This is a genomic window from Nonomuraea sp. NPDC049129, from assembly GCF_040648495.1.
GTDB lineage: Bacteria > Actinomycetota > Actinomycetes > Streptosporangiales > Streptosporangiaceae > Nonomuraea.
The window spans coordinates 259,946-273,324 of record NZ_JBEZDU010000015.1; the positions used below are offsets into that span (position 1 = coordinate 259,946).

Consider the following 13,379-nt stretch of genomic DNA (forward strand, 5'->3'; position numbering starts at 1 on the left):
TTGGGCGGTCCCGTTCAGCCGCGTCCGCTGACCCGCTCATCCCGGCCGGCCCGCTGACCTGGGGCGGTCCCATGTACCACGCGGGGCCGCCCTCTCTCCGCACCAAGCGCGGCGCCGGGGGTCTTTCAACTGGGGGTCTTTTCAACGGTTACGGGGCCGGGTTACGTTCGCGTTCGGCGAGACTCGGGGATCGTCTGCCTTCCCGTTCCTGTCCCACAGGGGGAATCCGAATGCGCAGAGTCATCACCATCCTGGTCACCGCGCTCTCCGTGACCATCGCCATGGCCGTGCCCGCCAACGCCGACGGCCTGGACGACGTCTTCGCCAAGCTGCTGGTCAAGCAGGTCAAGGGGACGAACGTCGCCAAGCACCTGCGAGCCCTGCAGGACATCACCACCGCCCACGGCGGCATCCGCGCGACCGGCACCAGCGGCTACGACGCCTCCCGCGACTACGTGGCGAACAAACTGCGCAAGGCCGGATACAAGGTCACGCGGCAGCCGATCAACTTCGTCGAGAGCTGGGCCGAGAACACCCCGCCGACGCTGGCGCTCACCGCGCCGAGCGCGAAGACGTACCTACCGAACGAGGACTTCTTCACCTTCCAGCCCTCCCCGTCGGGCGAGGTGACCGCGCCGGTCCAGGGCGTGGACCTCACGCTGCCACCCACCCCCACGCCGACCTCGACCAGTGGCTGCGAAGCGGCGGACTTCGCCGGGTTCGTGGCCGGACGTGTCGCGCTCGTCCAGCGCGGCACCTGCCCGTTCGTCACGAAGGTGCAGAACGCGGCCGCGGCGGGTGCGACCGGGCTCATCATCTTCAACGAAGGCCAGCCGGGTCGTACTGACGCGTTCCCGTTGGACATCGGCGAGTGGCGGGGCGGGATCCCCATGGTGTTCGCCGACTTCGCCGTGGGCAACGAACTCGCGAGCACGCCGGGCGCGACCGTACACCTCAAGGTCGACGCCAACCTCGTGCTCGGCAGCACGGACAACGTGATCGCCGAGACCCGCTTCGGCGACCCGCGCAATGTCGTCATGGTGGGCGCGCACCTCGACAGCGTGACGGCGGGGCCCGGCATCAACGACAACGGCTCGGGCAGCGCGGCGATCCTGGAGGTCGCCGAGGAGATGGCGCTCTACCCGGTCAGGAACAAGGTCCGCTTCGCCTTCTGGGCGGCCGAGGAGATCGGGCTGCTCGGCTCCGATCAGTACGTCGGGTCGCTGTCGCAGGCGCAGCGGGACCGCATCCGGGTGTACTTGAACTTCGACATGGTGGCCACGCCGAACTACGCCTACAAGCTGTACGACGGCGACAATTCCGACAACGTCGGCTCTCCCGCCGGTCCGCCCGGTTCGGCCGAGATCGAGCAGCAGCTGGCGGCGTTCTACGGCTCCCGCGGCCTGCCCACGGTGGGCACGGACTTCGACGGGCGCTCGGACTACGGGCCGTTCATCGCGGTCGGGATCCCGGCCGGCGGCATCTTCACCGGCGCCGAGGGGATCAAGACGGCCGCTGAGGCGGCGCTGTTCGGCGGGACGGCCGGGGTCGCCTACGACGCCTGCTGCCACCAGGCGTGCGACACCATCGCCAACATCAACGCCACGGCGCTGGACGTGGACACGGACGCCATCGCCGACTCCGTTGCCCGATACGCCTCCAACCTCCGCTCCATCCCGCCGCGAGTGGCACCCGCGACCAGCCGTGCGCGCTTCACCCCGCCAACGTCAGCCTTCCTCGATGTGTTGACGCGAACGGGAGGAAAGGATACGTTCCGGTAGATTTCACGGTTGTCCAAGGGAAATCCGGTGAGATGCCGGTGCGGACGCGCCACTGTATCCGGGACGTAGATCCCGGGAGCCAGGTCGCTTGGGCCTCCGTGACCTCATTTGTTGGGACGCGTCATCCCTGAGGAGGCACTGATGAGTGGTCTGTCCGCTCCTACCGTCATTCCGTTCCCCCGTCTGCGGCTGTGGTTGCTGGCCGTACCGGTACTGCTGCTGGTCGCCTACCTGGTGCTGATGGACAACGGCGCCATCTCGCAGACGGGTGCGTACCTGCACGAACTCATGCACGACGGGCGTCACCTGCTCGGCGTGCCCTGCCACTAGACCTCGGCATGGTACGCACCCTGCTGGTCAGGGGCCTGCTTCTGGGCCTGCTGGCCGGATTGATCGCGGGCGGCTTCGCCTTCGCCTTCGGGGAACCGCAGGTGGACAGTGCCATCGCACTGGAACAGGCGCACGCCGCGCAGGAACCTGGCCATGACCACGGCGAGGCGGAGCTGGTCAGCAGGCCAGGCCAGAAGGCCGGGCTCTTCCTAGCCACCGGCCTGTACGGGCTGGCCGTGGGAGGGGTCTTCGCCCTGGTGTACGCGGGTCTGCGGGGCCGGGTCGGTCCCCGGTCGGAGGGCGGGCTGGCGCTCGCCGCCGCCGGGGCGGCGTTCGGGGCGGTGATCCTCGTACCGTTCGTGAAATATCCGGCCAATCCGCCGGCTGTCGGAGACCCGGAAACGATCAACAGCCGGACCGCCCTCTATGTCGTGATGATCCTTGTCGGCCTGGCCGCGATCGCGATCGCGGTGGCGACCGCGCGCCGGGTGACCGCCGGGCCATGGGCGCGGTGGGTCACGGCAGGGGTCGCGTACCTGGTCCCGGTGGTCGCCGCGTGGCTGCTGCTGCCGACCGTGGACGAGGTGCCCGAGGGCTTTCCTGCCACGTTGCTGTGGCAGTTCAGGCTCGTGTCGCTGGGGACGCAGCTCGTCTTCTGGACGGCCTTCGGTGTGCTGTTCGGGTGGGTGAGCGACAGGGCGGCGCGGCGGGCGGCGGCCGTACCCGCGACTGCCGTCTCGCCGGGCTGAGCCGGCGTGCTGTTCGTCCGGCACGCCAGCACGCCGGGGATGCGGACCGCCTGCTTTCCCCTGGCCGATGAGGACGCCGACACGGCGAGCCTGGCCAGAGCACACGGCTTGGCTTCGGTGGTGGCCGACTCGATGGCGGTCGGCTCGGCGGCGACCGGCTCGGCGCTGACCGGCTCGGTGGCGGGCGGCTCGGTGGCGTGGGTCGCTCCCAGTGTCGCGGCGCGGCAGACCGCCGCCGCGCTCGGCCGGGAAGCGTGCGTGGTCGCCGCGCTCGCCGAGGCGGATCACGGCCGGTGGCGCGGCCTGCCGTACGGGCGGGTCGCGCGGGAGGAGCCGGACGCGCTGGCGAGCTGGCTGGCGGATCCGGACGCGGCGCCGCACGGCGGGGAGAGCCTGGCCGTGCTGGCGGCGCGGGTGGCCGGCTGGCTCGACTCGGTACGCGCGGAGCCCGAGGCGGTCGCCGTCTGCGACGCGGGCGCCATCCGGGCGGCCCTCGGCCATGCGCTGGGGCTGGACCCCCTGCGCGCCGCCCGTTTCGATCTCGCGCCGCTGTCCGTCACCGAACTGACCGTCACGCGAGGCGGCTGGCGGGTCGCCCACGTCAACCGGAAGATCCTGTCTTGAACGTACGGAAGGTCCTGTCTTGATCGTCTCGTATCCGTTCAGCGCCGTCGTCGGGCTCGACGACCTGAAGCTGGCGCTGGTGCTCAACGCCGTCTCGCCCCGGGTGGGCGGTGTGCTGGTACGAGGTGAGAAGGGCACCGCCAAGTCCACCATCGTGCGCGCGCTGGCCGCCCAGCTTCCCCCGGTGAACGTGGTGCCCGGCTGCCGGTTCGCCTGCGATCCGGCCACGTCCGACGCCGAGTGCCCGGACGGCCCGCACGAGCCGGACGCCCAAGGGCTTCGCCGTCCGGCCGCGTTGGTGGAGCTGCCGGTCGGCGCGTCGGAGGACCGCCTGGCCGGCTCGCTCGACGTCGAGCGGGCGCTGACGGAGGGGGTGAAGGCGTTCGAGCCGGGCCTGCTGGCGGCCGCGCATCGCGGCGTCCTGTACGTGGACGAGGTGAACCTGCTGCACGACCACCTGGTCGACCTCCTGCTGGACGCGGCGGCCCTGGGGACCTGTTACGTGGAGCGGGAGTCGGTGTCGGTCCGGCATCCGGCCCGGTTCCTGCTGGTCGGGACCATGAATCCGGAGGAGGGTGAGCTGCGGCCGCAGTTGCTGGACCGGTTCGGGCTGACGGTGGAGGTGAAGGCGTCCAGGGATCCGGTGGAACGCGCCGAGGTGGTACGACGCCGGCTGGCCTTCGACGCGGACGCCGAGAAGTTCGCGGCCCGGTGGGCGGCCGAGGAATCGGCGCTGGCGGCCAGGATCGCCCGGGCTCGCGGCCGGGTGTCCGGCGTGCGGCTGCCCGACGCGCGCCTGCGGCAGATCGCGACGGTGTGCGCGGCGTTCGAGGTCGACGGATTGCGGGCCGACCTGGTCACGGCCAACGCCGCCATCGCCCATGCCGCCTGGCATGGGCGCGAGAGGGTGACGACCGAGGATGTACGGGCGGCGGCCCGCCTGTCGCTGCCGCATCGGCGGCGGCGCGACCCCTTCGACGCTCCGGGGCTGGACGAGTCGCTGCTCGACGAGCTGCTGGAAAGCACGTCGGAGGACGACGATCCGGACGGTCCGGAGGGTCCCGATGGCGGGAATCCTGGCGCCTGTGGGCCTCCTGACGCCTCCGGGCCTGCTGACCATTCCGGGCCTGGGGAGGACGGCGGCCCGGCGAGCGCCGCGCCACCGGCGGGTGACGGCGAAACGCCGATGCGCGATCAGCCGACCGGTCCCTCCGACGGCCGGATGATGAATGACAGCCGCGTCCCGGATGATGGCCGCCTACCGAATGACGGCCGCGTACCGAACGACGGCTGGATGCCGAATTACGGCTGGATGCCGGATGGCAAGGGATCGGCGAAGCAGCTGGCCGATGCCGGGCAGTCGCCGGACGCCGGGAGCATCTATGGGCAGGAGCCGCCGGGCCGAGTGGCCGGGCTGGCGGCGCCGTACCGGGTGCCGTTGCTTCAGGTGCCAGGGATCGGCGAGGGCGTGGCGGGGCGGCGCTCGCGCTCACGCACCACACGCGGCCGGGCCACCGCCTCGCGCCGCCCCGGCGGACGGGTCCGCGATCTCCACATGCTGGCGACGGTGCTGGCGGCGGCGCCGCACCAGGTGAGGCGCGGGCGTACCGGTCCCGGGCTGGTGCTGCGCCAGGACGACCTGCGCGAGGTGGTGCGTGAGGGCAGGGAGGGCAACCTCGTGCTGTTCGTGGTGGACGCCAGTGGCTCGATGGCGGCTCGCCGGCGGATGAGCGCCGTCAAGACGGCGGTGCTCAGTCTGCTGCTTGACGCCTACCAGCGGCGCGACAAGGTCGGCCTGGTCACCTTCCGTGGCGCGGGCGCCGTGCTGGCGCTGCCGCCGACCTCGTCGGTTGAGGCGGGCGCGGCCCGGCTGCGCTCGCTGCCGACCGGCGGCCGTACCCCGTTGGCGGCCGGGCTCGTGCGGGCGGCGGAGGTGCTGCGCGTGGAGCGGCTGCGCGACCCCGCACGGCGGCCGCTGCTGGTGCTGGTGACCGACGGGCGGGTGACGGCGGGCGGCGATGTGGAACGGGCCGCCACCCTGCTGGACGGCACGGCGAGCGTGGTGGTGGACTGCGAGAGCGGCCCGGTGCGGCTGGGCCTGGCGGTCCGGCTGGCGGCACGGCTGCGGGCGCGCCTCGTCCCGCTCGACGCGCTCTCCGACCTGAGTTCGGTCGTACGCGATCACCGGAAGGCGGTCTGATCATGCCGCAAGGGAAGCCCGCCACCGTCCCCGACGACGGTCTCACGACCCGGCAGCGCCGGACGCGGCCGCTGCTGATCGTGCACACCGGGCCGGGCAAGGGGAAGTCGACGGCCGCGTTCGGGATGGCGTTGCGCGCCTGGAACCAGGGGTGGCCGATCGGGGTGTTCCAGTTCGTGAAGTCGGCCAAGTGGCGCATCGGTGAGGAACGGGCGCTCAAGGTGCTCGGCGACACGGCCGAGGGGGGCTCGGTGACCTGGCACAAGATGGGCGAGGGCTGGTCGTGGATCCAGCGTCCCGGCACCGAGGAGGATCACGCGGCCGACGCCCGTGAGGGCTGGGCGCAGATCAAACGCGACCTGGCGGCCGAGACGTACCGGTTCTACGTGCTGGACGAGTTCACCTACCCGCTGAAGTGGGGGTGGCTCGATCTGGACGACGTGCTGGAGACGCTCGCCGGGCGGCCGGGCAACCAGCACCTGGTGATCACCGGCAGGGACGCGCCCGAGCGGCTGGTCGAACTCGCCGATCTGGTGACGGAGATGGGCAAGGTACGTCATCCCATGGACGCCGGGCAGAAGGGTCAGAAAGGCATCGAGTGGTAGTGCCGCGGCTGGTGATCGCCGCGCCTGCCTCGGGCAGCGGCAAGACGACCGTGGCCACCGGGCTGATGGCGGCGCTGCGGGCGCGCGGGCTGGCGGTCTCGCCGCACAAGGTGGGCCCCGACTACATCGATCCGGGCTATCACGCGCTGGCCGCCGGGCGTCCCGGGCGCAACCTGGATCCGTGGCTGGTGGGCGAGGAGCGGGTGGCGCCGCTGTTCCTGCACGGTGCGGCCGGGTGCGACGTTGCGGTGGTCGAGGGCGTGATGGGGCTGTTCGACGGCAAGGGCGACGGCGACTTCGCCTCCACCGCGCACGTCGCCCGGCTGCTGGACGCGCCGGTGGTGCTGGTCGTGGACGCGGCCCGGCAGAGCCGGTCGGTGGCGGCCGTGGTGCACGGGTTCGCCACGTTCGACCCGCGCGTACGGGTGGGCGGGGTGGTACTCAACCGGGTGGCCTCGGACCGGCACGAGGAGCTGTGCCGGGCCGCGCTGAACGCGGCGGGCATGCCGGTGCTCGGCGCGATCCGCCGTGACGACGCCGTCTCCACGCCCTCCCGCCATCTGGGTCTGGTGCCCGCCGCCGAACGTGAAGCCGAGGCCGTACAGGCCGTGGAACGGCTCGGCGCCCTGGTGGCGCGCTCCTGCGACCTGGACGGGCTGATGCGGCTGGCGACGACGGCGCCCCCGCTCACCGCCACGGCATGGGACCCCGCGACGGCGTCTGCCCTCACTGGCCCGGTATGGGACCCGACGAAGGAGAGCGCCGGCGTCGAGGAGAGAGCGCGCGTCGGAGAGGGTGTCGTCGTGGCGGTGGCGGGCGGGGCGGCGTTCACGTTCGGGTACGCCGAGCACGTCGAGCTGCTGCGTGCGGCCGGCGCGGACGTGGCGACCTTCGACCCGTTGCGCGACGACAAGCTGCCGGACGGCACCGCCGCGGTGGTGCTCGGCGGCGGCTTCCCCGAGGTGTACGCCGCCGAGCTGGCCGCCAACGAGCCGCTGCGTGAGCAGGTGGCCTCCTTCGGCGGCCCGATCGCCGCCGAGTGCGCGGGGCTGCTCTACCTGTGCGAGGAGCTGGACGGGCGGCGCATGTGCGGGCGGGTGCCGGGCCGGGCGCGGATGACCGGCAGGCTCACGCTCGGCTACCGGGACGCCGTGGCTCTGAAGGATTCACCCCTGACGAGGGCGGGCGAGCGCTTCCACGGGCACGAGTTCCACCGGACCACGGTCGAGCACGGGGGCGAGCCGCTGTTCCGGAACCGGGGAGGCGGCACGGACGGACACGGCGACCCGCTGGTCACCGCGTCCTACCTGCACCTTCACTGGGCCGGATCGCCGGCCCTCGCTCACCGGCTCGTGTCGTCCTCCAGGTCCCCTTCGGTCTTGAGATAGACCTCCTGCAGACCGCGCAGGATCTCCGGGTCCGGGTGCTCCCACATGCGACGTTCGGCGGCCTCCAGGAGCCGTTCGGCGATCCCGTGCAGCGCCCACGGGTTGGACCGGGCCATGAACTCCTGGTTCTCCCGGTCCAGCACGTACGTCTCGGCGAGCTTGTCGTACATCCAGTCCGCCACCACGCCCGTCGTGGCGTCGTAGCCGAACAGGTAGTCCACGGTCGCGGCCAGCTCGAAGGCGCCCTTGTAGCCGTGCCGCCGCATCGCCGCCAGCCAGCGCGGGTTGACCACCCTGGCGCGGAAGATCCGTGAGGTCTCCTCCGACAGGGTGCGGGTGCGTACGGCGTCGGGGCGGGTGCTGTCGCCCACGTACGCGGCCGGGGCCCGGCCGGTGAGCGCGCGGACGGTGGCGATCATGCCGCCGTGGTACTGGAAGTAGTCGTCGGAGTCGGCGATGTCGTGCTCGCGCGTGTCGACGTTCTTGGCGGCCACGGCGATCCTGCGGTAGGCGTCCTCCATCTGCGGGCGCGCGGCCACGCCGTCGAGGTCGCGGCCGTAGGCGTAGCCGCCCCAGACCGCGTACACCTCGGCCAGGTCGGCGTCGTCGCGCCAGTTGCGGCTGTCGATCAGCGGCAGCAGGCCGGCCCCGTAGGCGCCCGGCGCGGAGCCGAAGATGCGCATCGTGGCGTGGCGTTCCTCGCCGCCGGTCGCGGTCACGTGGGCGCGTACGTAGTTGTGCTCGGGCGGCTCGTCCAGCCCGGCGGCCAGCCGTACGGCGTCGTCCAGCATGGCCACCACGTGCGGGAACGCGTCGCGGAAGAAGCCGCTGATGCGGACGGTCACGTCGACGCGCGGCCGGCCCAGCTCGGCGAGCGGGATCGGCTCCAGGTCCGTGACCCGGCGGGACGCCTCATCCCATACGGGGCGGATGCCGAGCAGGGCCAGCACCTCGGCCACGTCGTCGCCGGCCGTACGCATGGCGCTGGTGCCCCAGACGGACAGTCCCACCGAGCGGGGCCAGTCGCCGGTGTCGGCGCGGTAGCGCTCCAGCAGTGATTCGGCCATCGCCTGGCCGGTCTCCCAGGCCAGGCGGCTGGGCACCGCCCGGGGATCGACGGAGTAGAAGTTGCGGCCGGTCGGCAGCACGTTGATCAGGCCGCGCAGCGGCGATCCGCTCGGCCCGGCGGGCACGTAGCCGCCGTCCAGGGCGTGCAGGACGTGGTCGAGCTCGTCGGTCGTCCGGGCCAGGCGCGGGATGACCTCCGTGGCGGCGAACGCGAGCACCCGCGTGACGAGCTCGCGCCGATCGGCGGGCAGCGTGCGAGCGACCTCCTCGGCCGCCTCCGGTGCCCAGCCTCGCTCCTCCATCGCCTCGACCAGGGCACGAGCGGTCGCCTCGGCCCGGTCCGCCTCGGCCAGCCCCGCCGTGCCGTCCTCGGCCAGGCCGAGCGCCTCACGTAAGCCGGGCAGGGTCTCGCGGCCCGACCACATCTGCCTGGCGCGCAGCATGGCCAGCACCAGGTCCACCCTGACCTGCCCGGCCGGCGCCTGGCCGAGCACGTGGAGGCCGTCGCGGATCTGCGCGTCCTTCACCTCGCAGAGCCAGCCGTCCACGTGCAGGATGAAGTCGTCGAACTCGGTGTCGTGCGGCCGATCGGCCAGCCCGAGGTCGTGGTCGAGTCGGGCGGCCTGGATCAGTGTCCAGATCTGGGCGCGGATCGCCGGGAGCTTGGCCGGGTCCATGGCGGCGATGGTGGCGTGCTCGTCCAGGAGCTGTTCCAGCCGGGCGATGTCGCCGTACGTCTCCGCCCGCGCCATCGGCGGCACCATGTGGTCCACCAGCACCGCGTGCGCCCGCCGCTTGGCCTGGGTGCCCTCGCCCGGATCGTTGACCAGGAACGGGTAGATCAGCGGCAGGTCGCCGATGGCCGCGTCGGTGCCGCACGAGGCGGACATGCCGGCCGACTTGCCCGGCAGCCATTCCAGGTTGCCGTGCTTTCCCACGTGCACCATCGCGTGCGCGCCGAACTCGGCCGACAGCCAGCGGTAGGCGGCCAGGTAGTGGTGGCTGGGCGGCAGGTCGGGGTCGTGGTAGATGGCGATCGGGTTGTCGCCGAAGCCGCGTGGCGGCTGGACCATGACCACGACGTTCCCGGCGCGCAGCGCCGCCAGGACGATGTCGCCGTCATGGACGAAGAGCTCGCCGGGCGGGGGTCCCCAGTGCCGCTCGATCCCGGTGCGCAGGCCGGCGGGGAGTGTGCGGTACCAGCGTTCGTAGGAGGCGGCGGAGATGCGTACCGGGTTGCCCGCCAGGTGCTCCTCGGTCAGCCAGTCCTGGTCCTGGCCGCCCGCGGCGATGAGCGCGTGGATGAGCGCGTCGCCGTCCTGCTCGGCCACGCCGGGGAAGCCCTCGCCCAGGTCGTAGCCCGCTTCGGCGAGCCGGGCCAGCAGCCGTACGGTGCTGGCGGGGGTGTCCAGCCCGACGGCGTTGCCGACGCGCGAGTGCTTGGTCGGGTACGCCGACAGCATCACCACCAGCCGCCGCCCGCCGGGCGGGGTGTGGCGCAGCAGCCCGTGGCGTACGGCGATGCCCGCCACCCGCGCGGCCCGCTCCGGGTCGGCGACATAGACGGTCAGCCCGTCCGGATCGATCTCCTTGAAGGAGAACGGCACCGTGATGATCCGCCCGTCGAACTCGGGGATGGCCACCTGCGAGGCGGCGTCCAGCGGCGACAGGCCGTCGTCGTTGTCCTCCCACGCCTGCCTGGACGTGGTCAGGCACAGACCTTGCAGGATCGGCACGTCGAGCGCGGCCAGCGCGCCCACGTCCCACGCCTCGTCGTCCCCGCCCGCGCCCGCCGTCGCGGGACGCGAGCCGCCCGCCGCCAGCACGGTCACCACCAGCGCGTCGGCGGCCCGCAGGGTCTCCAGCAGCTCGGGTTCGGCGGTGCGCAACGAGGAGCAGAACACCGGCAGCGCCTGCCCGCCCGCCTCCTCGACGGCGGCGCAGAGCGTCTCGACGAAGGCCGTGTTGCCCGCCATGTGGTGCGCCCGGTAGTAGAGCACCCCGATCACGGGCCCCTCGTGTGACCGTGCCTCGCGCTCCAGCCGCCCCCAGGACGGCGTGGGCGCCGGCTGCGCGAACCCGCGCCCGGTCAGCAGGACGGTGTCGGACAGGAAGGCGTGCAGCTCGGTCAGGTTGGCGGGCCCGCCGTGCGCCAGGTACGCGTGCGCGTCGGCGCAGACGCCGCCGCTCACCGTGGACAGCTCCATCAGCTCGGCGTCCGGCGCCTGCTCGCCGCCCAGCACCACGACCGGACGGGGCCCGGCCAGCAGCGCGTCGAGCCCCTCCTGCCAGGCGCGGCGACCGCCGAGCAGCCGTACGACGACCAGGTCGGCCCCCTCCAGCAGGCCGGGCAGATCGTCGGGGTCGAGCCGGGCGGGGTTGCCCAGACGGTAGGCGGCGCCACAGGCACGCGCGCTCAGCAGGTCGGTGTCGGAGGTGGAGAGCAGCAGGACGGTATGGCTGTCGCCAGGCACGGCACGATCCTCCCTCGGGGTCCTCGCCCCGGTCGTGGGTGTCGCGACGGCAGGAGTCTCCTGGCTCCCGGATCAGCGCTCACCCCGGCCTTCCCACCCGTTGCCGGGCAGTGGCCTGCGGTGGGGTTCGCTCCCCGGTCACAGTGGCGGGACCGCGCCGGATTCGCACCGGCTTCCTCCCTTTGCCATCGCCTACCCAGGAGCCTACGGCAGGAGCAACCTCCACCAGAAGTGGCGTTACCATCCTCATCGTGTCCATAGCCGACTTTTCCGGACGGGTCCGGCCCGACGCCTGTCCGGGAGCGCTCCAGGTGCACGAGGCCGCCGACGGCCCGCTGGCCCGGGTCCGCCTGCCCGGCGGCGCGGTCTCCGGCGTCCAGCTCCGCGAGCTGGCGGCCTGCGCGGCGGAGCTGGGCTCCGGGGTGGTCGAGCTCACGTCGCGGGCGAACGTACAGGTGCGGGGCCTGCGCGCGCCGGCCGTCTTCGCCGAACGGATCGCCGGCGTCGGGCTGCTGCCCTCGGCCGCGCACGAACGGGTACGCAACATCGTCGCCTCGCCGCTCGGCGGCCGCGGTCCTGCGGGTTTGGTGGACACGCAACCCCTGGTCGAGGCCCTGGACCTGGCGCTGTGCGCGCGGACCCGGCTGGCCGGGCTGCCAGGGCGCTTCCTGTTCGCGCTGGACGACGGCACGGGTGACATGCGGCAGCTGGCCGCCGATGTCACTCTCGTGCCTGCGGCAGTGAATGGTGACGCCTGGGCGGCACTGCCCGACGGCGCGGTGGCGGGCGGTGACGCCTGGGTGTCACTGCTGCTGGCGGGCGTGGACACCGGGCTTGTCGTGCCTCGTGACGCGGCGGTCGGGCAGATGATCGCCGCCGCCGAGGCGTTCCTCGACGAACGGGAGCGCGGGCTTTCCGATCGTGACCGGGGCGCGTGGCGGATCGCGGAGTTAGCGGACGGTCCCGCCCGAATCGCCGCCCACCTCGGCGTTGCGGGCGAGCGTGCGACGACCGCTCTGGACGCATCCTCTCCCCGCTCGGCCCATCGTCCCGGACCTGTCGATCAGCGGGACGGCCGCGTGGCGCTGGAGGCCGTGGTGCCGCTCGGGCGGCTGTCCGCCGCTCAGGTACGCGCTATCGCCGACACCGCCGACGACGGCGGGGCGGTTCCCGTACGGCTGACGCCGTGGCGGACGGTCGTCCTGCTGGACCTGTCCCCCGCCGCGGCCGAGCGGGCGGTGCGGCAGCTGTCCGCGGCAGGGCTGGTGACCGATCCGGCGTCGCCCTGGGTCGGGGTGAGCGCCTGCACCGGACGTCCCGGCTGCGCCAAGTCGCTGGCGGACGTGCAGGAGGACGTACGGCGGTGGGTGGCGACCCTGGACGCGCCCGCTGCGACGCCGGTGCATTGGGCGGGTTGCGAGCGGCGCTGCGGGCTGCCCCGCGGCCGGGTGGTCCAAATGGTGGCCACCGCCGACGGCTACGAGGAACGACCGCTTTGATGGCGGTCAGCTTCGACCGATACGAGGAAAGGCAGCAGTGACCGACTACCTGCGCGACGGCGCCGAGATCTACCGGCGCTCATTCGCGACCATCCGTGCCGAGGCCGACCTCACCGGGATGCCCCCGGATGTGGCCCAGGTGGCGGTGCGGATGATCCACGCGTGTGGCATGACCGACCTCGTCGCCGACCTGGACTGGTCGCCTTCGGTGGTCGTCCGGGCCCGCGCGGCGCTGCGGCGCGGCGCGCCCGTGCTGTGCGACGCGCAGATGGTCGCCTCCGGCGTCACCAGGCGCAGGCTGCCCGCCGGCAACGACGTGGTGTGCACTCTGGGCGAGCCAGGCGTGCCGGAGCTGGCCGAACGCCTCGGCACCACACGCAGCGCCGCCGCCCTGGAGCTGTGGCGCGACCGGCTGGACGGCGCCGTGGTGGCGATCGGCAACGCCCCGACCGCCCTGTTCCGGCTGCTCGAACTGGTCGCCGACGGGGCCGGCAGGCCGGCGGCGGTGCTCGGCGTGCCGGTCGGCTTCATCGGCGCGGCCGAGTCCAAGCGGGCCCTGGCGGACAGCGACCTGGAATACCTGGTGGTGCACGGGCGCCGCGGCGGCAGTGCGATGACGGCGGCGGCGGTCAACGCCATCGCGAACGAGACGGAGTGACGG

At 72.9% G+C, this 13,379-nt stretch carries 10 protein-coding genes and 2 riboswitches; of the genes, 9 read left to right on the forward strand and 1 reads right to left on the reverse strand.

Annotated elements, in window-relative coordinates; translation table 11 throughout:
• The first annotated feature begins 230 nt into the window (after nucleotides 1–230).
• From AB0B64_RS38630 to AB0B64_RS38660, 7 genes are all read left to right on the forward strand, one after another.
• A complete protein-coding gene (locus tag AB0B64_RS38630) occupies nucleotides 231–1,781 on the forward strand; it encodes a M28 family peptidase (protein ID WP_358184006.1) in 1,551 nt (516 codons plus the stop codon).
• Nucleotides 1,759–1,888: riboswitch (cobalamin riboswitch) on the forward strand. Its footprint overlaps the gene before it by 23 nt.
• Nucleotides 1,889–1,922: 34 nt before the next feature.
• Entirely contained in the window at nucleotides 1,923–2,111 is a 189-nt protein-coding gene (locus tag AB0B64_RS38635; protein WP_357960438.1) for a CbtB-domain containing protein, read from the forward strand.
• Between the two features lie 8 nt (nucleotides 2,112–2,119).
• Complete coding sequence (locus tag AB0B64_RS38640; RefSeq protein ID WP_358184008.1) at nucleotides 2,120–2,860, forward strand: CbtA family protein; 741 nt, start codon at nucleotides 2,120–2,122, stop codon at nucleotides 2,858–2,860.
• 6 nt (nucleotides 2,861–2,866) lie between these two features.
• A complete protein-coding gene (locus AB0B64_RS38645) occupies nucleotides 2,867–3,484 on the forward strand; it encodes a histidine phosphatase family protein (RefSeq protein WP_358184011.1) in 618 nt (205 codons plus the stop codon).
• A gap of 19 nt (nucleotides 3,485–3,503) precedes the next feature.
• Nucleotides 3,504–5,684 carry a VWA domain-containing protein gene (locus AB0B64_RS38650; protein WP_358184014.1) on the forward strand — a complete coding sequence of 727 codons (2,181 nt, stop codon included), beginning with the start codon at nucleotides 3,504–3,506 and terminating at the stop codon, nucleotides 5,682–5,684.
• 2 nt (nucleotides 5,685–5,686) lie between these two features.
• On the forward strand, nucleotides 5,687–6,289 hold the full coding sequence (gene cobO / locus AB0B64_RS38655; RefSeq protein WP_357960427.1) for a cob(I)yrinic acid a,c-diamide adenosyltransferase: 603 nt from the start codon (nucleotides 5,687–5,689) through the stop codon (nucleotides 6,287–6,289).
• Nucleotides 6,290–6,297: 8 nt separating this feature from the next.
• The gene (locus AB0B64_RS38660; RefSeq protein ID WP_358184062.1) at nucleotides 6,298–7,677 is read left to right on the forward strand and encodes a cobyrinate a,c-diamide synthase; all 1,380 of its coding nucleotides are present in this window, start codon (nucleotides 6,298–6,300) and stop codon (nucleotides 7,675–7,677) included.
• Here AB0B64_RS38660 and cobN read toward each other — a convergent pair.
• The gene (gene cobN / locus AB0B64_RS38665; RefSeq protein WP_358184017.1) at nucleotides 7,632–11,219 is read right to left on the reverse strand and encodes a cobaltochelatase subunit CobN; all 3,588 of its coding nucleotides are present in this window, start codon (nucleotides 11,217–11,219) and stop codon (nucleotides 7,632–7,634) included. The genes AB0B64_RS38660 and cobN overlap by 46 nt on opposite strands.
• Nucleotides 11,220–11,253: 34 nt before the next feature.
• Nucleotides 11,254–11,442: riboswitch (cobalamin riboswitch) on the reverse strand.
• A gap of 28 nt (nucleotides 11,443–11,470) precedes the next feature.
• On the opposite strand from cobN, the gene cobG reads away from it, so the two are divergent.
• Nucleotides 11,471–12,718 carry a precorrin-3B synthase gene (gene cobG, locus AB0B64_RS38670; protein ID WP_358184020.1) on the forward strand — a complete coding sequence of 416 codons (1,248 nt, stop codon included), beginning with the start codon at nucleotides 11,471–11,473 and terminating at the stop codon, nucleotides 12,716–12,718.
• A 37-nt stretch (nucleotides 12,719–12,755) separates the two neighbouring features.
• Entirely contained in the window at nucleotides 12,756–13,376 is a 621-nt protein-coding gene (locus AB0B64_RS38675) for a precorrin-8X methylmutase (RefSeq protein WP_357960418.1), read from the forward strand.
• Nucleotides 13,377–13,379 lie beyond the last annotated feature (3 nt).

Bases quoted from the DNA above. Each gene is read 5' to 3' on its own strand.
- AB0B64_RS38630 (WP_358184006.1), top strand. From the start codon at position 231: ATGCGCAGAGTCATCACCATCCTGGTCACCGCGCTCTCCGTGACCATC.
- AB0B64_RS38640 (WP_358184008.1), top strand. From the start codon at position 2,120: ATGGTACGCACCCTGCTGGTCAGGGGCCTGCTTCTGGGCCTGCTGGCC.
- AB0B64_RS38635 (WP_357960438.1), top strand. From the start codon at position 1,923: ATGAGTGGTCTGTCCGCTCCTACCGTCATTCCGTTCCCCCGTCTGCGG.
- cobO (WP_357960427.1), top strand. From the start codon at position 5,687: ATGCCGCAAGGGAAGCCCGCCACCGTCCCCGACGACGGTCTCACGACC.